Origin of the sequence: Erysipelatoclostridium sp. An15 (assembly GCF_002160675.1) — a bacterium.
In the GTDB taxonomy this organism is placed as follows: Bacteria; Bacillota_I; Bacilli_A; order Erysipelotrichales; family Coprobacillaceae; genus Thomasclavelia; species Thomasclavelia merdavium.
On sequence record NZ_NFLA01000015.1, the window covers coordinates 34,110 to 58,681 of the forward strand.

Sequence of the window (24,572 nt, forward strand, 5' to 3'; positions counted from 1 at the left end):
TCCTACCAATGTTTCAATCGACATTGAGCAAATTTTGAATATGCTCCTGTTTTTTGAGAAATGCCTTGAACCATTTTTAATACAATATCTGGTAAAAATTCATCATATTTAACTTCTAAAATAGAAACACCTAGATCAGCTGCAATTCCATTTGATAAATCAAAGAAATTCAAAACATTTGTTTCCGTATGTAAATCACGATCAATTGTGATCCTTACATTTCCTGGTAAATAACGATAAGCTTCCCGTCTGTAAAAAACTATTACTGAAGGCTGTAACATTTCCCCTTTGATCTTACTATAAAATTCAATTAATAACGGATTTTCACTAGCCAATAGAAAATCAATATCTCCAGCTAATATTTTTTCAACTTCTTCTTTACTAAGTTGCGCACTTCTTTTAGCACATAATCCATTATTTTTTATCTTTTTTTCTAATCTTATAAAACTAAAATCATTATTATAATAACGTATTCTAAACTTCTCACGTTTTTTAACACCATTCAATTTTTCAAATAACGCTTTATCTTCAGAGGTATCAAAATATAAACTATTAACCTGATACATCCCATCTTCATTGCTATGATCATCTAAGTCAAATAATAATTTTAATCGATTTGAAATCCAAAAATCCTCACCACTATTCATCCGATGTTTTAATTCATGGCGATAAGAAATTGGCTCTTTTTCAAGCAGCATAACTGTTCTCCTTATATTAAATTAGGAGTTTATTTTAATAAACTCCTATACATTTACTTCAACATTAAAAGTGATAATTTCACCACTAATAGCATTTAACTGATAATTATAAATAGCATAAGAATCTTGCATTTGAACATTAAAAATCAAACGATTATCATCACAATCCATATTTGATTGATAGCTAATAACTTCATTTTCAGCTACTTTTGCATGTTCTAAAACCTTTTCTTTTACTTCTTCATCACTTAAATATCCATCATGACTTTCAACGCCATCAATTGTAATAGTTTTAAACTGAATATTTTTATAATGAACAAGTGTATTTAAATCATTGATCGTTAAATTAGTTAAATCACTAAACTCATAACTAGGATTGGCATTGATCAACTCTTGAATTAATGTTGCTTTACCAACAGAAATCTGATATTCATCAGCTAATTTTTCTACTTTACTAGAGTATTCAATATCCTGGGAAACTACTGATGCTTGAATTGAATATCCATCTAATACTTCTTTTACATCATTAGCAACCCGTTTTTTCAATTCTTCACGAGTATTACGATCATCCCCTTGAACAGTAACTAAAACAGAGTTTTTAATTTCATCGATATACCCATTTTTAAACATACTACCGATAATAGCATTAACAGCAACATCAATATCAGTATCAATTAGATCCATATCTTTAAGAACTAATTTACCTTCTTCATTATGATAATCAAAATCCGTTACTCGATTTTCATCATTAACTTCTAATTCAATATTAGGATTTACATCAAAAGAAACAATACAACCATCATGTGATCTTTGATTAAAATTAACAGTTACAAAACTTAATATAATTATCATTGATAAACATATCGCACTCATTTTCCAATGACTAACCAGTTTACGATGAGTCTTTTTACTACTAGAAGCCTCTACTTGTTTAACATATTTAATTTCATCTAGTAATTCCTTTTTTATATCATTCATCTGGAGTTGTCGAAATTCTTTTTTTAATTGATCTTTAATTTCACGATTTTTCAATTTTTACACCTCCATGCTATTTCTTAATTTTTTTAATGAGCGATGATATTTACTAAGAACTGTTGATAAGCCAATATCCATGATGCTAGATATTTCTCGAAAGGCAAATCCTTCAATGATATGTAAAACAATAATCTCCCTTTCTTCATTATTTAATAATGTCATCATTTTTTCGATTAAGATTTTATCATGAATTGTTTCTTTCATTCCTTGATCTGGATGATCAATTTCATAATCAACAAGCAGTTCCCGATTGGATTTACGTAAAGACATATAAGTTATATTTCGAGATATCGTTATCATCCATGCTTTAGCATGACTTTTTTGATTATAACGTCCTGCGTTTTTATATATTTGAATAAAAGTATCATGAGTCAAATCTTGAGCATATTCTTTATTACGAACTATACTGTAAATATATCGAAAGATTTCATCATGCATGATATCATATAATTCTGCAAAAACTTCTTGATTTTTTTCTTTTAATAAATTTAATAATTCATCTAATCGTTTATCCTTAACCATCCAACTTCTTTCCTTCCCATTTCAAAAAAATTATAGCAAATTTACAATATTGCTATGTTAAGCTCATGTAAATTTTGTATTAATTATGTTAAGAAAACGTTGGATTTTACTACGTTTTTCCAATAAATATCTTTACATTACCAAAATTTTACGATCATGATTTTCCACTATTTTTAACCTATAATTTACAATCTTTTTTAAATCATAAATTAATCACTAATTAATCTCAACTTTATAAAAATATCAGGAAAAGTGAATCATATGATTCACTTTTTTTAATCATCGTAATCAGTATCGTCGTAGTTAGTATCCCCATCATCATCGTTATCATCATAATCAGTCACACCATCATTATTTGGTCCATAATCAGTATCATCATAGTTTGTTACACCATCATTATTTGGTCCATAATCAGTATCATCATAGTTTGTCACACCATCGTTATTTGGTCCATAATCAGTATCATCATAATTTGTTACACCATCATTATTTGGTCCATAGTCACTATCATCATAGTTACCGCCACCAGAATTAGAGCTGGTATTTGGTGTTACTGCTGGTGTTGCTGGTGATGAAGAAGCACTTTCTATTTCTCTTTCGATAACTCCTTTAAAAGCATTGATTTCATATTCGTATTCTTTACCATTACCTTTAAATTCAATTTCATATGTTAAAACACCATTTTCAATATCATAATCAATTTCTAAATCAGCAATTTGATTTTGAGCTAAACCAGCATCACTTAATGCTACTGCTAAAGCTTCATCACTAGTAATGTATTTTGATGTACTGACACTACCTAATAATATATCATCATCATCTTTTCTTTCCATTGACTGATAAATCATGATCAATTCCTGAGCATTTAATTTTACTAAATCTTCAACTTTATAAGCTTTTTGATTATCATCATTTTCATCTAAGATCTTTTCAATTAAAGTTGCTTTACCATAAGAAATATCATATTTTTTAATTAAACTTTCAACATCGTCATCAATATCCATATCTTGTGAAAAGATTGCGCCATCAATTGAATTTTCTTTTAATGATGATTGAATTGTTTCACCTAATTTTTGTTCTAATTCAATTCTTTTATCATCATCATCGTTATCAACTGATAATAAAACAGTATTATTTTCTGTTGATAAATGCCCCTCATCTACTAAAGAATCAACAATTTTATCAACTGCCTTATTAGCATCATCATCTTCAACATCAACTTTTTCTAAAATCTTTTTAGCATCTTCATTTCCAGCACTAATTCCAACTACTTCATCATCCTGATTTAATTCAAATTGGATGCTTGGATTAACATCCATTGTAACTATTGTTTCTGTCTTTGATGCTGTATTGCTACCACAGCCACTCAAGATAACCATTAACATCGCTCCACAAATTAATAAACTAACCTTTTTCATTTTATTTTCCCCTTTCAATTTTCTTTTGTTTTGCTTTTCACTATATCAATGCTTTAATATCCTGCTTTATTGCATAAATTTTAAAATTTTTTATAAAAAATTAAATATAGTAAAAAAATAATTATATACATCAAATATTTGATGTATTTATTGTTTAAAATTATAAAATAAAAACAGAAGCTTAAAATCATTTAAAAATGATATCCACTTCTGTTTTCATCAATTTAATTTTTAATATCCTAAGAAGCACTTAATGTTGATATTAATTGATTAATTCGTTCTAACCATTGATCAGATTTAGGCAATAATAACATAACCTGTCCACCACTTTGTTTAAAGCCAGGTCGTGTAAATAAACGATTAACTAATTCAAATAATTGATCACCTTTTAATTCTTTACTATATTGTTTTGTAAAAGTAACCTGCATTTTTCCTTTAACTTCAACAATATCTTCTATTATTTCACTATTAGCTAAAATATCTAACTTTCTCTTTTCAATTAATACGGCAACCTCTTTAGGTAATTTACCATAATAATCAATAAATTCTGATTTTAAATGATCGATAGCTACAATTGTCTTAGCCTGATCAAGGCGTTGATATAATTCTAATTTTTCAATATCACTTGAAACATAGTCATGAGGAATATAACCGTCAACATTAACATTAACTGACTTAATTTCTTTTTCCTCATTAACTTTACCCATTTTTTCATTAACAGCTTCTTGAAGAATTTTCATATACATGTCAAAACCAATCGAATCAATAAATCCAGATTGAGTACCACCTAAAATATCACCAGCACCACGAATCGCTAAATCACGCATTGCAATTTTATAACCGCTACCCAATTCTGTAAATTCTTTAATCGCTTTTAAACGTTTACTAGCTTCTTCATTTAAAATCTTGCCTGGATTATATAATAAATAAGCATAAGCACCACGATTACTACGGCCAACGCGTCCTTTAATCTGGTATAACTGGCTTAAACCAAAACGATCAGCATCTTCAACAATTATAGTATTCGCATTAGGAATATCAATTCCAGTTTCAATAATTGTTGTACAAACCAAAACATTAAACTCTTTATTTACAAAGCGCATCATAACATCTTCAAGTTCATTTTTATCCATTTGACCATGCCCAATCGCCACTTTAGCTTGAGGTACTGCCAAAGAAATATTATATGCAACATTAGCAATTTGGTTAGTTCGATTATATAAATAGAAAACCTGACCATCACGTGCTAATTCACGTTCAATAATCTGTTTAATTAAAACATTACTTTTACCAACCACATATGTTTGTACTGGTTGACGGTTTTTAGGTGGCGTTTCAATTTGTGATAGTCCCCTAATTCCCATCAATGACATTTGTAAAGTACGTGGAATTGGTGTTGCTGTCAATGTTAAAACATCAATTGTTTTTCGATATTCTTTGATACGTTCTTTTTGACGTACTCCAAAACGCTGTTCCTCATCGATACATAATAAACCAATATCTTTAAAAATAACATCTTTAGATAAAATCCGATGTGTTCCCACTAATAAATCGATATTACCTTGTTTTAAATCAGATAAAATCTGTTTTTTATTTTTTGAAGAAGTAAAACGATTCAATAAAGCAATCCTTACTGGAAAATCTTTAAATCTAGCTTCCATGGTTTTATAATGCTGCATCGATAAAATTGTCGTTGGACATAAGAAAGCTACCTGCTTATTAGCTAAGATTGCTTTAAAAGCAGCCCGTAAAGCTACCTCCGTTTTTCCAAAACCAACATCCCCACATAACAAGCGATCCATTGGAGTTGGCTTTTCCATATCAGCCTTTATTTCATCAACTGAACGCTGTTGATCAGGCGTTAATTCATAACCAAATGCCTGTTCAAATTCTAATTGAATTTGATCATCTGGTGGAAAAGCAAAACCAGGCTGGTTAATTCTCGCTGAATAAATTTCGATTAATTTATCAGCAATATCATCAACTTTATTACGGGCCTTAGCCTTAGTCTTTTGCCAATTAGAGCTTCCTAATTTATTAACTTTAGGGATTTTTCCCTCACTGCTTGAATATTTTCTAATTAATTTAAATTGTTCTACTGGGATATATAAAGTATCATTATTAGCATAAGCCACATACAAATAATCTTTATGAAAACCTTGAACCTCTAAAGTTTTGATTCCTAAATACTGACCGATTCCATAGTTGTCATGAACTACATAATCACCAACATTTAACTCTTGATAATCTTTAATTATCTTAGCGTTCTTATATTTTAAATACTTAGGTTTATTTAAATTACGAGTTTTAAATAACTCATTAGCACTGATGATTACTAGTTTTTCATCAACTAACTCAATCCCCGCATTTAATCGATAAATACCAATATTTAATCCTGGATATAATTCATCCTTGATACCAACTAATGTATATAACATTTCATGACGATCAAATAATTCACACATAAGTTTTATTTGATGTTCATCATCTAATGCAATTAATACTTTAGAAACTTTTAGATAATCCCTAATTTCTTTGACCAACAGATTTTCATCATTATTATCTAACATGATACCCCGAGCATTAAAGAAGACATCTTTGTCATCTTTAGCAAACGGATTAAAGAATACTGCATCCTGATCTAAAATTTGATACAAATCACTAAATAAATTTAATCCTTTAACACTTTTACCAATACTAGCTAGTTCTTGATAATAATAAAAGTTTTCTTCTAAGTAATTCTTATATGCTATTTCAATATCATGACGATTTACTTGAATAATTAATGGATCATTAACATACTCCAACAAATTAGCAGTTTGATTAAACAAATTATAATAGCTATACATATTAAAGCTAGTATCATGATTACGTAAATTTTCCTGGTCAATAGCAACCTTGTTTAAATATTCATCCTGATACATTTCTTCTAATTCTTCAAACTGCTGATCACGTAAATCATTTATTTTTCCTAATACTGCTCGTACTTCTTTTTCTTCATATAAAATATCACTAGCAGGTATAATTGTAATTTGATTTACATGTTCAATTGTTCGCTGGCTGTTTTGATCATAGAAACGAATATTATCAATTTCATCATCAAAAAACTCAATTCTAACTGGATTTTCATATTGAATCGAAAAAACGTCAATAACTCCACCACGCTTAGAAAAATAAAATGGCTGATCGACTCGCATCGCATTTTGATATCCCGCATTAATTAATTTTGTTTGTAACTGATAGATATCGATATGATCGCCAACTTTAATATCCAAACAATTATCACAAAATAATTGTTTTGTTGGTAAATATCGAACCAGTGCCTGACCGTGAGTAATTAAAATTTTAGGCTTATTTTGACTCAATTGATATAATGCATCAATTCTTTGTCCTAATAATTCTGGTGATGAAGCCAATGTTTCAATTCGATATGACTCATCAACTGGAAAAAATAAACAATCCTGTTCATTGATCAAAGCTAATTGCTGATACAATAGATTAGCTTCATATTGATTCGGCTTAATAACAACAATATCTTTTTTCAAGTGCAAAAAGGCACTAGCTATTAATAGTGCCTCATCATTTACATTGTTTACAACGATACTTCCCTGGCCATTAAGCAGAGTCTTAAAAGCCAGATTTTTCTTTAAAATCTCATCTATTTTTTTCATAATTACCTCTAATTATAATGATTCATAACATAATCAAAATCATGATCCAGACAATCTATAACAGCATCACAAGCTCGATCAATACCTTCCTTAATAGCCGCTGTTTCTTCTTTAGTAAATTTTGATAATACATAATCTACTACTTTTATATAGGGATGACGGTCAATTCCAACACGAATTCGTTTAAAATTCTGTGATGATACATGTGAGATAATATTTTTTATTCCATTATGACCCCCGGCACTTCCACTTTTACGTAAACGTAATTTACCAACCGGCATATCTAAATCATCATAAATAACTAGAATATCATCGATATCAATTTTGAAAAAATTCATTGCAGCAATAACTGCTTCCCCTGATAAATTCATATATGTTTGCGGCTTTAATAAAATAACATCTTCACCATGATATTTAAATTTAGTATATAAACTTTTAAATTTCTTTTGATCAACTGTTACATTTAATTTATCGGCAAGCGCATCAATAACCATAAAACCACAATTATGACGTGTTGCTTCATATTCCTTACCAGGATTTCCTAGTCCAACAATTAATTTCAATTTAATTCTCCTTATCTAATATTATTTAGCTAATACAACGACTGTTTTAGCTCCAATTTGACTATCAGTAATCAATCCATAAAGCAGCTGATAATCAGTTTCGTCATAATCAAACGTAAAATTAGACGGATTAATATAGATTACAAATTTCTGATATTCTCCCTCATCTTGTTTGAGAGTATATTTTAACATCTTAAAGTCAATATTTTCAACTATTATATTTTTTTCTATATCTTCTACCGTAGAATAACGGAAGCATTTATTATTTTTCCTTAATTGAATAATCTTTTTAATGTCTTCAACATCATCTTTATATATATCTCGAAAATCCCAATTTATAGAATTGATATTATCTGGAGAATTATAACTATTACCAATTCCTCCTTTGGTACGATAAAATTCTTGACCAGCATGAATAAAAGGAATACCTTGTGATAGTAATGTTACAATAGTTAAATTTTTCTGCCGTTCTAAAATTCCATTTAACCCTTCTTCAACATTAGAAATATATAATTTATCAAAGATAGTTGCATTATCATGACATTCTACATAATTTATAGATTGATCTGGTGATGTATAACGATTACATGCCATAATACAATTACGTGCTCGTTCAGTTTCATAAAGATTTCCAGTAATAAATCCCTTATTAACCAAAACACCATCACTGCTGCCACCTTTAATAACTTCACGAAATTCATCATTGAAAAAACTAATATTTGGCATTTTATAATGATTAAACTGCATCGCCTTTTGATCATCAGGTAAACTAGTTGGCATATTCCATCCTTCACCATAGACCATAAATGATTTATCATATGAATGGCAAATTTGATATACTTGATTTATTGTTTCAATATCAATGATTCCCATTAAATCAAAACGATAACCATCAATACCATAAAAACTTTGCCATCTTCTTGACATATCAATAATATACTTACGAACCATATAATTACAGCTTTCTAAATCATTACCACACCAAGAACCATTTGACAAAGTACCATCCATATTTTTTCTAAAATAATAACCAGGCACAATTCGTTCAAATGGACTAGCATTTACATCATACATATGATTATAAACCACATCCATAATAACTCTTAAACCATGACGATGTAATCGAGCAATCATTTCTTTACACTCTAAAACACGGCTATAACCATCATTAGGATCACTGCAATAACTTCCTTCAGGAACATTATACTGCGCTGGATCATATCCCCAGTTATATAATAGATGAGGCTGATTTTCATCAACCGTTGCAAAATCAAAAATCGGCATTAGCTGAACATGCGTAATCCCTAAATTTACTAAGTAATCTAATCCAGCGTTATTTCCATGTTTAGTAATTAAGCCAGCTTCACTAACACCTAAAAACTTCCCCTTATGTTTACTTGGGCTATTTTCATACATCGTAAAATCACGGACACTAAGTTCATATAAAATGGCATCCGTTTTTTGTTTCAATGGTTTTAAATATTGACGATTCAAATCGATCATACATTTATTCAAGTCAATTATTATACTACTTCTACCATTTGCTGAAGAACTATATGCATATGGATCTAATGCATTAATAAAACTATCATGATGCCTTACTTGATAAAGATATTCACAATTATCATAATCTCCTGATAAATATAAACTAAAAACGCCATTTTCTACTCTTTTCATGTCATAGCTAATGAACTCATGGTTTTTCTTTACCATTACCTTAACCTCTAAAGCAGTTGGCGCCCAAACTTTAAAAACAGTATAATCAGGATAGTAAGTACTTCCTAAATCATGTCCGTCATAATAATTAACTTTCATAAACTCGGGATCATTAATAAGTGGGGTATACTGTAATGTCTCACTTAAACCATAAGCATCTAAAACTTGATAAACTTGTGTAAAATCAATATTGACATCATCAAAAAAATAATGCGTATACTTCTCTTCAACATATTTAGCTGAAATCATAATTTTTTGTAAATCACCAGTCAATACATTGCGTAAATAAAATCTATCTGAATTTCCATCATAATATTGTCTAACTAGTAATACTTCCATTTTGTTCGCTAAAATCATTTTAGCAATCATTCTTACAGCACTATTTTCCATGACATTCATCCTTTCATCTCGAACTCATTATATCTTATCATTTACAATAAGGCAATGAAATGAGTGAAGTTAACAAGCCATTTATTAAGATTTTATTAATATAATTTAAATAACTTTTTTATAAAAAATAATTTAGTTATTTTCAATAAAACAAGGATAAATCCCCAATCGATTTATCCTTGTTAGTATTTAGCTTTAAAACTAGAATTTAAGTTTTTCTAAATGCCAGATATCATCAACATATTGTTGAATTGTACGATCTGATGAGAAGAATCCACTTTTAGCAATATTTACAAGACATGCTCTAGCCCAGCGATTACGATCTTGATATAAATCACGTACTTTTCTTTGTGTTTCACAATAAGATTCATAATCAGCTAAAACAAAGTATTCATCATTTTTGTTCATTAATTCTTCAAAAATAACTCTGAATTCTTCACGATTATCGATGAATGTTCCATCCATCAAACTATCAATAACACGTTTTAATCTTGGATTATTGTTGTAGTAATCCCATGCCCGATAAGTTCCGCTATCACGTAATTCTTTTACTTCGAAATCTTTCAAACCAAAGATTAAGCAGTTATCTTCACCAACAAGTTCAGAAATTTCAACATTAGCACCATCTAAAGTACCTAAAGTAATTGCACCGTTCATCATGAATTTCATATTTCCAGTACCACTAGCTTCTTTACCTGCTGTTGAAATTTGTTCTGAAACATCAGCTGCTGGCATAATTTTTTCTGCCAATGTTACTCCATAGTTTTCTAAGAAAACAACTTTTAAGTATTTATTAGTTTCTGGATCGTTATTTACCACTTCTCCAACGCTATTGATTAATTTGATAACTTTTTTAGCAAAATAGTATCCGCTTGCTGCTTTTGCTCCAAAAATGAATGTTCTTGGTTCAATACGATAATCAGGATTATCTTTCATTCTAAAATATAAATCAATAATGTGTAATACATTTAATAATTGACGTTTATATGCATGTAGACGTTTTACTTGAATGTCAAAGATACTATCAACATCTACTGTAATACCATTATGTTCTTTGATATAGTCAGCAAGAATTTGTTTTCTTTCTCTTTTAACATCTAAGAAACGTTCTTGAAGTACCGGATCATCAACATGATCTAGTAAATCTTCTAATTTTTCTGGATGTTTGATCCAGCTATCACCAATATATTCAGTGATTAATGATGATAATTCAGGGTTACAATATGCTAACCAGCGACGATGAGTTACCCCATTTGTTTTATTGTTGAATTTATTTGGGTATAAAACGGCAAAATCTCTTAATTCACGTTCAGCTAAAATATCTGAGTGTAATTTAGCAACACCGTTAACACTAAAGCTTCCAACAATTGCAAGTTTTGCCATATATACAGTACCATCGCGTAAAATCATTACTCGATCTACTAATTCATCATCGTGTCCACTAACCATTTTAGCATACCCAACAAAACGACGATGAATTTCTTCAATAATCTGATAAACTCTTGGCAATAATGATTGCATTACATCAATTGGCCAAGTTTCCATTGCTTCAGCTAAGATAGTGTGGTTTGTATAAGCAAATGTTTGAGTAGTAATATCCCAAGCTTCTTCCCATTCATAATCATGTTCATCAATTAAGATTCTCATCAATTCTGGAATTGCTAAAACTGGATGAGTATCGTTTAATTGAATAACATTTTTTTCATGGAAATTACTTAAACTAGGATATTGTCTTAAATGTGCTTTAACAATAGAAGCTAATCCTGCACATGTAAAGAAATATTCTTGTTTTAAACGCAACACTTTTCCTGCTGGTGTTGAATCATCAGGATAAAGCATTTGACAAATATCGCGAACATTTTGAACGTATTGTCTAAAATCCTGATTTGCAGGAATATTATCACTAGCTTCTGCAGACCACAAACGTAATGTGTTTGTTGTTACTGTATCATTACCAACGATAGGTACATCATAAGGAACTGCAAATACTTCTTCAGCATCTACATGTTCATATTTTCCTGTTTCTTCATTGAAAACAATTTTTCCAAAGAATTTTACTGGTACACGATGTTTTGGTTTTCTTACTTCCCAGTTAAATCCTACCTGCATCCATTGATCAGGTAATTCAATTTGATAACCATTTTCGATCTTTTGTTTAAATAAACCATATTCATAACGAATAGTATGTCCATGACCTGGATATTTTAATGAAGCTAAAGAATCCATAAAGCAAGCTGCTAAACGACCTAAACCACCGTTTCCAAGTCCAGCATCGCTTTCTAATTCTTCTAAATCATGAATGTTAATACCATATTCAGCTAATCCTTCTTTAGCAATTTGATAAATACCAAGATTCATCATATTATTTACTAGAAGACGTCCCATTAAAAATTCCATTGAAAAATAATGCATTTGTTTTTGACAATTGTTACGAATCATAGCTTTACTAGTTGCCCAGTTAACTGAAGCATAGTCACGAACCATTGTTTCTAATACTAAGAAACGTTCAGTAATATGACTTTCTTCAACAGTACGTCCATATGATTCAATAATTCTACGTGAAAACTCAAATTTAAATTCTTCTTTGTTCTTAAACATATTATCTCCTTTTTGATACCAGTTTTATTTTGGTGCTTTATATTCGAAAATCATGCTGCCAAAAGGAGCAATATTAACTGGTATATAATATTCTTTATTTAAAGTTTGACCTTTTTTAGCTCTAATAGCACGTTTGTTAGTATAGTTACTTCCACTATAAATATCAGTATCGCTATTAAGAATTTCTTTATAAGATCCTGGTTTGTTTACTGGAATCTTATAACCTTCATGCTTATTAGCAGTAAAGTTCATTACTGCAATCAATGAACTACCATCAGTTCCTTTTCTTTCTATTGCAAAGACGCTTTGAGCCCGATCATCAACAACAAGCCATTCAAAACCGTCCATGCCATAGTCTTGTTCATACATACATTGATAATTTTTATAGATTTCATTTAATCTAATCATGAAATGATGGAAAGAATCATGAATTGGGTATTTTAAAATATTCCATCCCAATGCCACTTTTTCGTCCCATTCCTTATATTCACCTAATTCATTTCCCATAAAGTTTAATTTCTTACCTGGATGAATCATCATATAAGTATATAGCGTTTTTAATTGCGCAAATTTTTGTTCATGAGTACCCCAGATTTTATCAACAATGGTACCTTTACTATGAACAACTTCATCATGTGAAAATGGCAATATAAAGTTTTCGCTATAAAAATATGCCATTGAAAAAGTAATTAAATTGTGGTCACTTTGACGATATACTGGATCCAATTTCATGTACTTCAAAGTATCATTCATCCAACCTAAATCCCATTTGTAGTCAAATCCTAGACCACCAACGTCTGGTGATTTAGTAACGCCATTAAAATCACTAGAATCTTCTGCAATTAACATAACCCCAGGGAAATATCCTTTCATGTGGTTATTCATTCTACGCATAAATTCTACTGCTCCGTCGTTTAGACCAGCTTCTTTATTTCCCTTCCAATAAATTAAATTGCTTACTGCATCAAATCTAATTCCATCAACGTGGAAATATTTAGCAAAAAAGCCAACGCTACTCATCAAAAAGCTACGTACTTCTTCGCGCCCAACATCAAAATAAACACTATCCCATTCTGTATAACGGCGATTAATATCTGGATAATCATAAACAAAACCGCCATCAAATTGATATAAACCATGTCCATCTTTTACAAAATGAGCTGGAACAAAATCCATGATAACACCTATTCCAGCTTTATGACAAGCATTTATGAATTTCATCAATCCCTTTGGTTCACCATAACGGCTTGTTACACTAAAGTAACCAGTTGCCTGATATCCCCAAGAACCATCGAATGGAAACTCAGTTAATGGCATTAATTCAAGATGAGTATAATGATTTTCAACTAAATAAGGAATGATTAAATCTATCATTTCTTCATAAGTATAAAATTCACCATCTTCTTCATCTGTAAAATCTTTTTTCATTTTCCAAGAACCAATATTTGCTTCATAAATATTCATTGGTTTATCAAAGTTTTTAGTTCTGGCATTTAACCAGCGTTTATCCGACCAGCGGAAATTTTCAATATTGTATACTCTTGATGCAGTTCCAGGCCGTAATTCACTATAAAAAGCGTATGGATCTGCACGATCAACAGTCGCAAAATTTTGGGTTTCAATTCGATATTTATACAATGCTTTTTCCTTAACTCCAGGAATAAACAAAGTCCAAATACCACCATCGGTATATTTTTCCATATAGTGATTGCTTCCATCCCAATCATTAAAATCACCTACGACTTGTACACTACGTGCATTAGGTGCATAAACGGTGAAGCGGACACCTTTTTTATGGTTGTTTGTCTCCAAATGAGCACCAAAAATTTTATACGCCTCTAAAGTATTTCCTTTATGAAATACGTGAATCAAAAAATCATCGAGCATGTGTCACTCCCCCTTTTCTAAGATAAAATCATTATATCATAATTAAAGGTGCATTTCATCAAAAAATGATAACGCTTTCAGAGTGCTGATAAAAATATATAGTAATCAAAACAAGTATTCTTTTACTATGATCGACTACTTATCTTGATTAAATCAGTAAAACTTAAAAAATTGTTGGATTGGACCCGCTCCCTATTCTAACAAAATATCAAAAAAATGAAAAGCAATTTTTTTACTTTCAAACCTAATTAATAGTCATTCTATCAATAAAAATCATATTTTTACTTAATATTTAGTCTTGTTAACTTATCAAAAAACCATATTTTTATTAAATTCATCTTTTTGTATCAATCTTTAAAAGTGTAAAAAAACAAGTAGATATTATTTGATAATATCAAACTTGTTTTTATTTACCATCTTTAATCTCTTTAGAAATAAAATCAATAAATCTAGAAATTGTATAACTAAAAGACTGATATTTTTTCCAGATAACTAATGAAGCTGTTGTCATTTTAGGATAAAGCGGTCTAAAACATAACTGGTCACTAATAACATTGCTTGTAGACCCTTCAATAACGATTGCATAACCTACATCATTTTCTACTAAAGTAGCTGCAGTAGATGATAATTCAGAGACTGCAACAAAATTAAGTTTTTCATAATCGTTACCCATCCAGTTTTTCAACTGATTTTGTGTTTCAATTCTTGCGGTATTTATTAATGGTATATTTATTAAATCTGATGCTTCTAAATAATCTTTACTAGCTAGCGGTGAATCGGCTTTCATCAATATTCCCCATGTTTCTAATTGATTCATTTTCAAAAAATTTAATTTTTCCAAATCAATTGGTTCAATAACAAAACCCAGATCAACTAAACCATTATCGATTGCTTCCATGATAAAATCAGAATTTCCGTTTTTTACTTTAAAAACCACATCTGGATATATTTCCTTAAATTCTTTAATATATCTTCCCATGGTTTGAGTTGCTTCAGTTAAACCACAAGCTAAAACAATTTCACCACTCACATCATTATCTTGATTACTAATTTCCAGCTCGGTTTTTTCAGCTAAACTAACAATTTCTTCAGCTCTTCTTTTTAATAACATTCCAACATCTGTTAAGATCATTTTTCTTTTGCCACGAATAAATAACGCTACACCTAATTCATCTTCTAACTGCATTAACTGACGACTAAGGGTTGGCTGGGTAATATGTAATACTTCTGCAGCTCTAGTAATATTTCCTTCTCTAGCTACAGCTAAAAAATATTTTAAAACTCGTATTTCCATCATGATCACCTCAATTTTTATTTAATTTTATCATTGATGTTAGCTTGTTGTAAACAAAAACGGCTAACTATAATAATCTAGTTTTCATCAAATAAACAGAGTAAATATTACTCAATATAATATAGAAAAATCCCACTAAAGCAGATACATTTATTTTATATATCTACTTTAGCGGGAACCTATCATAAGTCAGTTTTTAAGTCCTATTTAATTTGTGATAGTACATTCTTTGCATTCTTGATTAAAATTCATAACATTGCAGCAACGAATTTGACATTTTGTTGGTGCATCTAATACGATTTGATCAATGCTATCAGCACAAATATAACCTGATTCAGGATTTTTTACACTAACAATATTTCCTTTAATTGTTGCTTGAATATCACTTTTTTCAAAACTCAAATCAGTATCGATCATTTCACAATCTTCTAAAATTAATCCTTTAGCATAACATAGCGGCTGAGTACCAATGATTTTACAACGTACTAATTTTAAATTCTCACTATACCAGGCTAAATATTCTCCTTTTAAAACACTATCATAAACAGTAACATTTTTACTATGCCAAAAAGCATCTTTAGTATCTAAATATGAATTTTTAATGACCATATTTTCTACATATTGAAAAGAATATTTACCACTTAACTCAAAATGATCCAACTCAATATCATTACTGTGTAAAAATGGATACTCACCAGTTAATTTACAATTGCTCAATTTTAAATTAGCACTCATCCAGCCAAATTCTGGTGAAATAATATCACAATTATTCAATGAAACATTGTGACATTCACGGACTGCTTTAATACCATGTAATTTACTATTTTCAATAGTAACATCATTATCATACCATAAAGCTGCCCGGCATAAATCAGTCATTTCAGTATTTATAATCTTAGCATGATTAACATGCCAAAATGGATATCTTAATGCAAAATAACAACTATCTACAAGAATATCATGGGTTTCTTTAAATGGTGATTCACCATCTTGAGGACCTTGAAAATTACAACTAATTACTTCACTATCATGAAGCCCATATAAAGCTCTTTCTTCATCGAAATTTTGATTTACTATTTTCATAATCTCACTTCTTTCTAATTGTATTCTTTTGACAATATTATCTTAAACCTGTTTTTTATATATGTCTAATACTTATTAATTATCCTTTCTATACCTTAAAGGTATACCAAAACAAGAGCGGTTACGCTCTTGTTTGAAATATTTAATTACCAGTTCTTCTTTTTTCTGATTCTGGATAACGATCACCAACAATTTCAATTTTACTTAAAGCATCATTGATCGTCTTCATTTCTTCATCACTGAACTTAATATTAGCTGCTTTAATATTTTCATGAATTCTAGAAATTTTAGTAGTTCCTGGAATTGGAACGATCCATGGTTTTTGAGCCATGACCCATGCTAAAGCAATCTGAGCGGCAGTAGCATTTTTAGTTGTTGCAAGCTCATTGATATAATCAATAACTACTTGATTGGCAGCCATAGCTTCTTTTGTAAATCTTGGTAAATCTGCACGATTATCATTTTCACCAAAAGTAGTATTTTTATCTAATTTACCAGTTAAAAAACCTCTACCTAAAGGACTATATGCAACTAAACCAATTCCTAATTCTTCTAACACTGGTAAAACATCTTTTTCAATTTCACGCCACCACATTGAATATTCATATTCAACAGCTGCTAATGGCTCGACTTTATGAGCACGACGAATAGTTTCGACACCAGCTTCAGATAATCCCCAATGTTTAATTAATCCTTCTTTTTTAAATTGTTTCATAGCCATTGCAACATCTTCAATTGGCACATTAGGATCAACACGATGAATATAATATAAATCAATATAATCTGTTTTTAATCTTTTTAATGAATCCTCTAATTGTTTTCTAAGTGATTCAGGACGACTATCTAATTCATTATTTAAGCCATCAATTTTAAAACCACCTTTAGTAGCAATCTGCACTTTATCACGGTATCCAACTAAAGCATCACCTACTAATTCTTCATTTGTATATGGTCCATAAACTGCTGCTGTATCAAACATTGTAATACCTGCATCGATTGCTTCATGGACAACTTTAATCATTTCATTACGATCTTTAGCGACACCACGATGATAATTTAAACCCATGCAGCCAAAGCCCATTTTAGAAGTAACTAAACCGCTTTTACCTAATTCTCTTTTTTCCATAACTTATCTTCCTTTCTAAGTATCTTTTTTCTTGACACTTATATTTTAACTAGCACAATTTAAAATATCTAATACCTATAGTAAATATATACAATGCTTATAAGCTATGATTTTTAGAATTACTTTTCATATTTAAAAATAATTTTTAAAGCATGATATAGATATTCTTCACATGTAGCAATATTATGGCAACCATTTTTTCTAATAGCATAACAACAATTATTTTTATTAAAAGTTTGACTTTGCATCATTTCTAACATCTGGCTATTGACCTGATTAAATACTTGAATTTCTGCTACAGAGCGCATAAAACTTTGGGGCTGATTTAAAGCATCAAAAGTAGCACTAACAACAATTAGTGGTTGAATGTCTTTATTTTCAATCATTCGATCTAATAAATTAACTAGATTTCCTTTTTTACGGTCAAAAAATCACCTGCATGCTCCAGCCATGCATCAAATACAAAATATTATATTTAATGTGATGATGATTTTTATTATAACCAAATGGTAAATACACATAAGCTGGTTGGGTTATTTTTAACTGTATAATCAACCGAATCATAAAATACTTGAATAACTGTTCCTTTATTATTAGCTTTTTTAAAATACAAATCAGAAATTTTATTTATAAATTCAATTTCTCTTATTTTATTAATCATTATTTTATCGCCATCCTTTTATCATATTTTGATATATCAAAATATAAAAGTACAATATCAATAATTAATAAAACTATTACTATAACGCATAATAAAAACCCTAGTATTTAAATACCTAAATACCAGAGCTTATATCAATCATAATTTTTTATAAATCACAAATTTCTTTACCCTCACCATACATTGCATACCAGTCATTATTAAAATCTGCTACTGCTTTTTCAATGTTTGGATTTTTGAAGATTTGATTTAATACGGCTACTGGTGCTGTTATTGCATGTGAGCCACTATTAAAAGCATCTCGAACTTGTTGTACCCCTTTAAAGCTGGCTGCTAATATTTTACAATCATATCCATCTACTTCAATTCTTGATGATAGTTCATGAATCAATTCAAATGGATCACTTCCTAGATTACCGATACGATTTACATATGGAGCAATATAATCAGCTCCGGCTTCTAATGCCATATAGGCTTGCATTAAATCATAAACAGCTGTCGCCGTTACATTCATGCCACGATTTTTTAATTCTTTAATAGCTTTGATTCCTTCATATGAAACAGGCACTTTAATATATACTAAATCATCGATTTCCTTTACAATTCGTTTAGCTTCTTTAACCATAGTTTCACAATCCAGACCAGTTACCTGGATATGCAAACTGTTTTCCATTCCAATCATTTCTCTGATTTTACGCATATGATCAAAGAAATTTTCAGGACTAGTTGCTTTTACTATTGAAGGATTACTAGTAACTCCTGAAATCGGTAAATACTCTACTGCTTCTTCAATTTCTTTTAAATCTACTGTATCAATTATAAATTCCATAACTATCTCCTATTCTTTAATTATATTTTTTAATCCATTTTGATTAACCAGCTGATAAAAATGTTCCATTTGTTCATTATTAAACATTTTTAATTTACTATCTAATGTATATTGCTCATTTATTAATTCATATTTAGACGCTGCTAGTGGATTATAATTTAATAATTCATATTTAACATCTGGATATATATTTACTAAAAACTGCACAATTTGACTAATATTACTATCTGTTGCCGTCATTGATGGTATCAATGGTGTTCTAATAATTACTTTATCTTTATAAGGACTCGTTAAAACAAAAGTAATATTTTCTTTAATCAGTTTTGGTAAAACACCTGTATATTGTTGATGCAACTTTTCATCAAATAGCTTTAGATCAATATATATTAAGTCTAAATACGGTAAAATACTTTTAATTAAATCTAAAGATGCATACATAGTCGTTTCAATTGCCGTATGAATTTTTTCATCTTTACAACGTTTCAATATTTCTAATAAAAACGACCCTTGTAATAATGGTTCACCTCCAGAAAAAGTAACCCCACCATCATCACGATAAAAAACCTGATCATCTTTAATTTTTTCAATTAAAGTTTCAACATCATATTCAATACTATCATAACGAATCGCCCCACTAGGACAAGCATCAATTAAATTGTCAAAACTTCCTATATAATCATAATTAAAATATGGTCGTTGCTTTAAATATTCCATTTGACCAGGTTTACTAAATTCAAGGCATCTTTGACAATGAATACAATCATTTTTAAAATATAGTGGTTGTCTTTTAGGTGATAATCCTTCGGGATTTTGACACCATTTACATCTAAGAGGACATCCTTTAAAAAATATCGTTGTTCTAAGTCCAGTACCATCATGAACCGCAAACCTTTTAATATCAAACACTAATGCTTTAGATGTCACTATAAGTCGTCCTTTCAATAATTTCATTTTGTAATTTATCGGCTAACTCAACAAAATATGCAGTATACCCAGCAACCCGAATCGTTAAAGAACGATGTCTTTCAGGATGAATTTTAGCATCTAATAAATCTTCACGATTAACAACATTAAATTGAATATGAGGTACTTTTAAATCAACAAATGCCCGCAAGAAGTTTTCAAATTTTTGCATTCCAGTTTTAGTAGCAAAAAATTCTGGTAAAAACTTCATATTCAAAAGACCACCATTTGTAGTATATGAGTTTTTCATCCGTGATACTGATTTTAATACTGCTGTTGGCCCCGCTAAATCGCGACCATAAACCGGTGACATCCCACCATCAGCTAAAGGTGTCAAAGCATTTCTACCATCTGGTGATGCCCCAAGATTTTCTCCCATTGGTACATGGGCAGAAACAGTATACATACCAGTATGATATAGACCACCTCGATAATTAGTATAGTCATTCATTCGACTTCTAAAATATCCAGCCCACTTACTACCTAATTCATCAACCCATTTAACATCATTTCCATACTTAGGAACTTTACGCAATAGCATTGTTTGAATAATTTCATAACCTTTAAAGTCAGCTTGTAAAGCTTCTAGTAACTGAGATCTTGAAATCATTTTTTTATCATAAACTAATTGTTTTATAGCGGCTAATGAATCAGCTAAATTGGCAACTTGAATCATTTGAATACCTGATAAATTATATTTAGCACCGCCTCTTGTAACATCAATACCATTTTCTAAACAATCATCGATTACAGTAGATAAAAAGGCTGTTGGTAAACATTCTTGATGAATTCTTTCAACTACTTCTTCAGCTTTCATCATTTCATCAATAAAATAATCAATTTGTTTTTTAAATGCTGCTTCTAATTCTTCAAAATTATTATATGTTTCTAAACTGCCTAAATCCAAACCAATTTGTTTTCCAGTAAGCAAACACTTACCATGATTTAATGTCAATTCTAATGCTTTATTCAAATTAAACATTGCTGCATCTGACCAGCCTAAATTATTACCATGAGTTGTTAGTTCTACACATCCAACAATAGCATAGTTACGAGCGTCTTTTTCTTCAATTTTTAAATCATTGATCATCGCTGGAATAATTGCTTCATCATTGAAAAACTGTGGCATGCCACTACCTTTAGCGACTACTTTAATTGCTTCTTGCATTAATTCATGTGATGTATTTTTGTTTAATCGCACTGATAAATTAGGTTGTGGTAATCCTAGATGATATTGTGCTTTTAAACATAACAATGATAATTCATTGTACGTATCATTACCATCTTCATCTTGTCCCCCAATAGCTACATTAAAACCAATTGGAAAACCGGCAAAATATTTAGCACTGTTTTGATTTCTTAAATAGACAATCTGATTAAATTTTAACCATAAGCATTCTAATATTTCTAAAGCCTGTTGTTTAGTAATTATATTATTAGTAATATCATGATAATAATATGGATATAAATATTGATCAATTCGTCCTGGTGAAAACGAAGAAGCATTAGATTCCATATGCAAGATTACAAATAAAAACCATAGTGACTGAATAGCTTCATGAAAAGTCTCGGGCGGTCTTTTAGCTAAGTTATAACAATTATTAGCAACCTGCTTTAATGATTCTTGATATTTAAAATCAACATCATCAATAATCTCCATAATATAATCATGATAGCGAATCATAAAGTTACAAGCGCCCTGTAAAACCAATATAGTACATTGATAAAATTCTTGATGTTCTTTACAACAAGTTTTCAATTTTTCTTGGGCTTTTTCCATCAAACCCTGAGGTCCTAAACGTAGCCATAAAGCAGTATCAGGACAAATATGGCCTTGAGCATGATCTTTTTGATTAATTTTTACAACTTTACTAATTGCATTAATTTTATCACCATACTCTTGTTTAATTTTATCTTCTAATGATTTACCTTGCCAATAAGGATAAATCTTTTCTTTAAATTCCTTAATATCTTCATCATTAACTAAAAATTTATCCTGAGGTCTAGTTGGTAAAGTTTCAAACTCTTTTATTACCCAGGAACTACCACTTTCAGGAAATACAACTCCTGCTCTAACTCCTTTAGTTCGATTCCCTACAATTAGTTCTTCTGGTTCTACTGCTATTTCCATTTGTTCTAAAGCTGCTTTTAAAGATAATGCTCTTTTTTTACTAATTGATAACCCTTCGTTTTCTTGATAAACCTTTGTAATAATTCTAGCTTGTTCAATCGAAGCATAACGCGGTGCCTTTAGCATCTTATCTTTTAAAATTCCAATTCTTTCACTTTGGTACAAATCATCCATCTAAGAAACCTCCTTTTTTTATCGTTTTTTATTGATTGTATCTTAATTATACATTGTTTTTTATTAAATTCAATAAAAAACAATAAATTTCACTATTTTTTCAATAAAAAAAAGAAATCATCGCTAAATGATTTCAATTCCAATATCTTTTAATTTATTTTCTATTCTACTATCCAGTCCACCTTCGCAAATATAACCACTAAAATCACTAATATCACCAAACAAATAATTACCATCTAATTCAAACTTAATCGTTTCACCTGCCATATAACATTTTCGACTGGCATTAAGAACTTCTTTTTTAGTTAAACCATCATTAATATCATAAGTAGCTACTTTATTATTAAAAACATCAATTCCAACTACCCCTAAAAAAGAAAGATCAAACTTATATTTCTTTATTTGTTCAATAGTAATAGCACCAATAAATCCATCACGAGCCCGATTCAATTCACCACCAATAAAAATCAAATTAGTATTACAATCACGGGTAAAAATTTCCATAATATCGATCATATTTGTAACAACAGTTATTTTTAAATTGCGCTGATAAATTAATTTAGCGATTTCTAAAGTAACTGTAGAAATATCTAAAAAAATCATCATCCCTGGTTTAATTAACTCAATCGCTTTTAAAGCAATTGCCTTTTTTTCTTCTACCCGAACATCTCGTCGTTGACTTACATTTACTGTATGTAAATTTGAACGCATGCAGGTTGCCCCACCATGAATTCTTTTTAATTTATTAGCTTTTTCTAAAATATTTAAATCTTTTCTAATACAGTCTTCAGTAACATTAAAATCTTTACTTAAATCTTTTACTCTAACTTGACCTTCTAAATTCAATCGCGCCAAAATTTGATTATGTCTTTCTTGTTGTAGCATAGTAGCTTACCTCCTTGTTTTATTATGCCATTATCTTTTTTAAAAAACAAGAACGATACTAATTGTCAAAGTCAATCTAATTTGATACATTTTAATTAGAAAAACAATTAAACTTTTTAGCACCACTTTTATAAAAGGAGGACAAATGAAAAAATTAAAAATAATTTTATCACTGATCTTTGTTTTAACTATATTTACTGGTTGTCAAAACAATAATCAAGATAGTGGTTATAATGTTATCATTGATGATAGTAATATAATTACCGTTAATCATAACATAGATGATCATGATGGCTTTTTTAATCAAGATTTTCTAACTACTACAAATAATGATACTACTATTTATTCAAACGATGATATGGTAATAACCGTGGATCCTTCGAACTTAATTCAAGAAATTGTTTTAAAAACTGATCATTATCAATTAGATAATGGGGCAAAAACAAAAATGAATTACCAGGATATTTGTGATCTTTTTAATCAGGAATATTATAGTCAAATTATCAAAGATCAAAAAGATAATGTTGTCTCTGGACAAATCGGTATTACTTATAATGAAGCTAACATCAAAGTAGTCTATGATTTCAATGATAATAAATTAGACACTATTACAATTTCTCCAATTTTTACTTTTTAATAAGGGGCTGTAACGAAAGGAGGTTTTTTTAACCTTTAATGAAGCGTTACAGCTTCTTTTTTGTTTTGAAGATTATTTTTTGGAAAATTTAATTTTTTTGCTATTTTTAATTAATTTTTGTATAAAAAAAAGCCTTTTTTAGGCGCAATAAGGGTATCTGTTTCAAAATCAGTTTTTTTCAAGGACTTTTTGGATCTTTTTAATTAATTAGAGCTTCTTTTTTTCGCTTCTCCATCATCATTTTATGATATTTTCTAATATTAAATCCTATTGCGACCAGCGTTATTTCTA

19 protein-coding genes are annotated in these 24,572 nt (G+C 29.6%); 1 reads left to right on the plus strand and 18 read right to left on the minus strand.

Annotated features, from left to right (window positions below; genetic code table 11):
- Window positions 1-2 precede the first annotated feature (2 nt).
- The 18 genes from B5E92_RS06600 to B5E92_RS06680 form a co-directional block, all read right to left on the minus strand.
- On the minus strand, window positions 3-698 hold the full coding sequence (locus tag B5E92_RS06600) for a polyphosphate polymerase domain-containing protein (protein WP_204245244.1): 696 nt from the start codon (window positions 696-698) through the stop codon (window positions 3-5).
- Between the two features lie 45 nt (window positions 699-743).
- Window positions 744-1,730, minus strand: coding sequence for a PepSY domain-containing protein (locus B5E92_RS06605; RefSeq protein ID WP_087300423.1), 987 nt, complete (start codon window positions 1,728-1,730; stop codon window positions 744-746).
- Window positions 1,731-1,733: 3 nt separating this feature from the next.
- The gene (locus B5E92_RS06610) at window positions 1,734-2,255 is read right to left on the minus strand and encodes an RNA polymerase sigma factor (protein WP_087300425.1); all 522 of its coding nucleotides are present in this window, start codon (window positions 2,253-2,255) and stop codon (window positions 1,734-1,736) included.
- Between the two features lie 275 nt (window positions 2,256-2,530).
- Window positions 2,531-3,673 carry a PepSY domain-containing protein gene (locus tag B5E92_RS06615; protein WP_087300427.1) on the minus strand — a complete coding sequence of 381 codons (1,143 nt, stop codon included), beginning with the start codon at window positions 3,671-3,673 and terminating at the stop codon, window positions 2,531-2,533.
- A gap of 239 nt (window positions 3,674-3,912) precedes the next feature.
- Window positions 3,913-7,344: a transcription-repair coupling factor gene (gene mfd / locus B5E92_RS06620; protein WP_087300429.1), complete on the minus strand. Its 3,432-nt coding sequence runs from the start codon at window positions 7,342-7,344 to the stop codon at window positions 3,913-3,915.
- Window positions 7,345-7,352: 8 nt separating this feature from the next.
- Complete coding sequence (pth, locus tag B5E92_RS06625) at window positions 7,353-7,907, minus strand: aminoacyl-tRNA hydrolase (RefSeq protein WP_087300431.1); 555 nt, start codon at window positions 7,905-7,907, stop codon at window positions 7,353-7,355.
- Between the two features lie 21 nt (window positions 7,908-7,928).
- Window positions 7,929-10,013 (minus strand): type I pullulanase, encoded by a 2,085-nt coding sequence (gene pulA / locus B5E92_RS06630; protein ID WP_087300433.1) that lies wholly within the window; start codon window positions 10,011-10,013, stop codon window positions 7,929-7,931.
- A 201-nt stretch (window positions 10,014-10,214) separates the two neighbouring features.
- Window positions 10,215-12,611: a glycogen/starch/alpha-glucan phosphorylase gene (locus B5E92_RS06635; RefSeq protein ID WP_087300435.1), complete on the minus strand. Its 2,397-nt coding sequence runs from the start codon at window positions 12,609-12,611 to the stop codon at window positions 10,215-10,217.
- A gap of 24 nt (window positions 12,612-12,635) precedes the next feature.
- On the minus strand, window positions 12,636-14,498 hold the full coding sequence (gene glgB / locus B5E92_RS06640) for a 1,4-alpha-glucan branching protein GlgB (RefSeq protein WP_087300437.1): 1,863 nt from the start codon (window positions 14,496-14,498) through the stop codon (window positions 12,636-12,638).
- Window positions 14,499-14,904: 406 nt separating this feature from the next.
- The gene (locus B5E92_RS06645) at window positions 14,905-15,792 is read right to left on the minus strand and encodes a LysR family transcriptional regulator (protein WP_087300439.1); all 888 of its coding nucleotides are present in this window, start codon (window positions 15,790-15,792) and stop codon (window positions 14,905-14,907) included.
- 207 nt (window positions 15,793-15,999) lie between these two features.
- Entirely contained in the window at window positions 16,000-16,875 is an 876-nt protein-coding gene (locus B5E92_RS06650) for a DUF3737 family protein (protein WP_087300441.1), read from the minus strand.
- A gap of 142 nt (window positions 16,876-17,017) precedes the next feature.
- Complete coding sequence (locus tag B5E92_RS06655) at window positions 17,018-18,001, minus strand: aldo/keto reductase (RefSeq protein WP_087300443.1); 984 nt, start codon at window positions 17,999-18,001, stop codon at window positions 17,018-17,020.
- A gap of 119 nt (window positions 18,002-18,120) precedes the next feature.
- Window positions 18,121-18,387, minus strand: a complete 267-nt coding sequence (locus B5E92_RS06660; RefSeq protein ID WP_087300445.1) for a hypothetical protein — start codon at window positions 18,385-18,387, stop codon at window positions 18,121-18,123.
- A gap of 110 nt (window positions 18,388-18,497) precedes the next feature.
- Window positions 18,498-18,662, minus strand: coding sequence for a hypothetical protein (locus tag B5E92_RS15495; RefSeq protein WP_158095201.1), 165 nt, complete (start codon window positions 18,660-18,662; stop codon window positions 18,498-18,500).
- Window positions 18,663-18,810: 148 nt separating this feature from the next.
- Window positions 18,811-19,491: a fructose-6-phosphate aldolase gene (locus B5E92_RS06665; RefSeq protein WP_087300447.1), complete on the minus strand. Its 681-nt coding sequence runs from the start codon at window positions 19,489-19,491 to the stop codon at window positions 18,811-18,813.
- Window positions 19,492-19,500: 9 nt separating this feature from the next.
- On the minus strand, window positions 19,501-20,418 hold the full coding sequence (locus B5E92_RS06670) for a glycyl-radical enzyme activating protein (RefSeq protein WP_087300457.1): 918 nt from the start codon (window positions 20,416-20,418) through the stop codon (window positions 19,501-19,503).
- Window positions 20,405-22,759 carry a formate C-acetyltransferase/glycerol dehydratase family glycyl radical enzyme gene (locus B5E92_RS06675; protein WP_087300449.1) on the minus strand — a complete coding sequence of 785 codons (2,355 nt, stop codon included), beginning with the start codon at window positions 22,757-22,759 and terminating at the stop codon, window positions 20,405-20,407. The genes B5E92_RS06670 and B5E92_RS06675 overlap by 14 nt, the downstream gene beginning before the upstream one ends.
- A 123-nt stretch (window positions 22,760-22,882) precedes the next feature.
- A complete protein-coding gene (locus B5E92_RS06680; protein ID WP_087300451.1) occupies window positions 22,883-23,644 on the minus strand; it encodes a DeoR/GlpR family DNA-binding transcription regulator in 762 nt (253 codons plus the stop codon).
- A gap of 145 nt (window positions 23,645-23,789) precedes the next feature.
- Between B5E92_RS06680 and B5E92_RS06685 the strand changes: the two genes are divergently transcribed.
- Complete coding sequence (locus tag B5E92_RS06685) at window positions 23,790-24,281, plus strand: hypothetical protein (RefSeq protein ID WP_087300453.1); 492 nt, start codon at window positions 23,790-23,792, stop codon at window positions 24,279-24,281.
- Window positions 24,282-24,572: the final 291 nt, after the last annotated feature.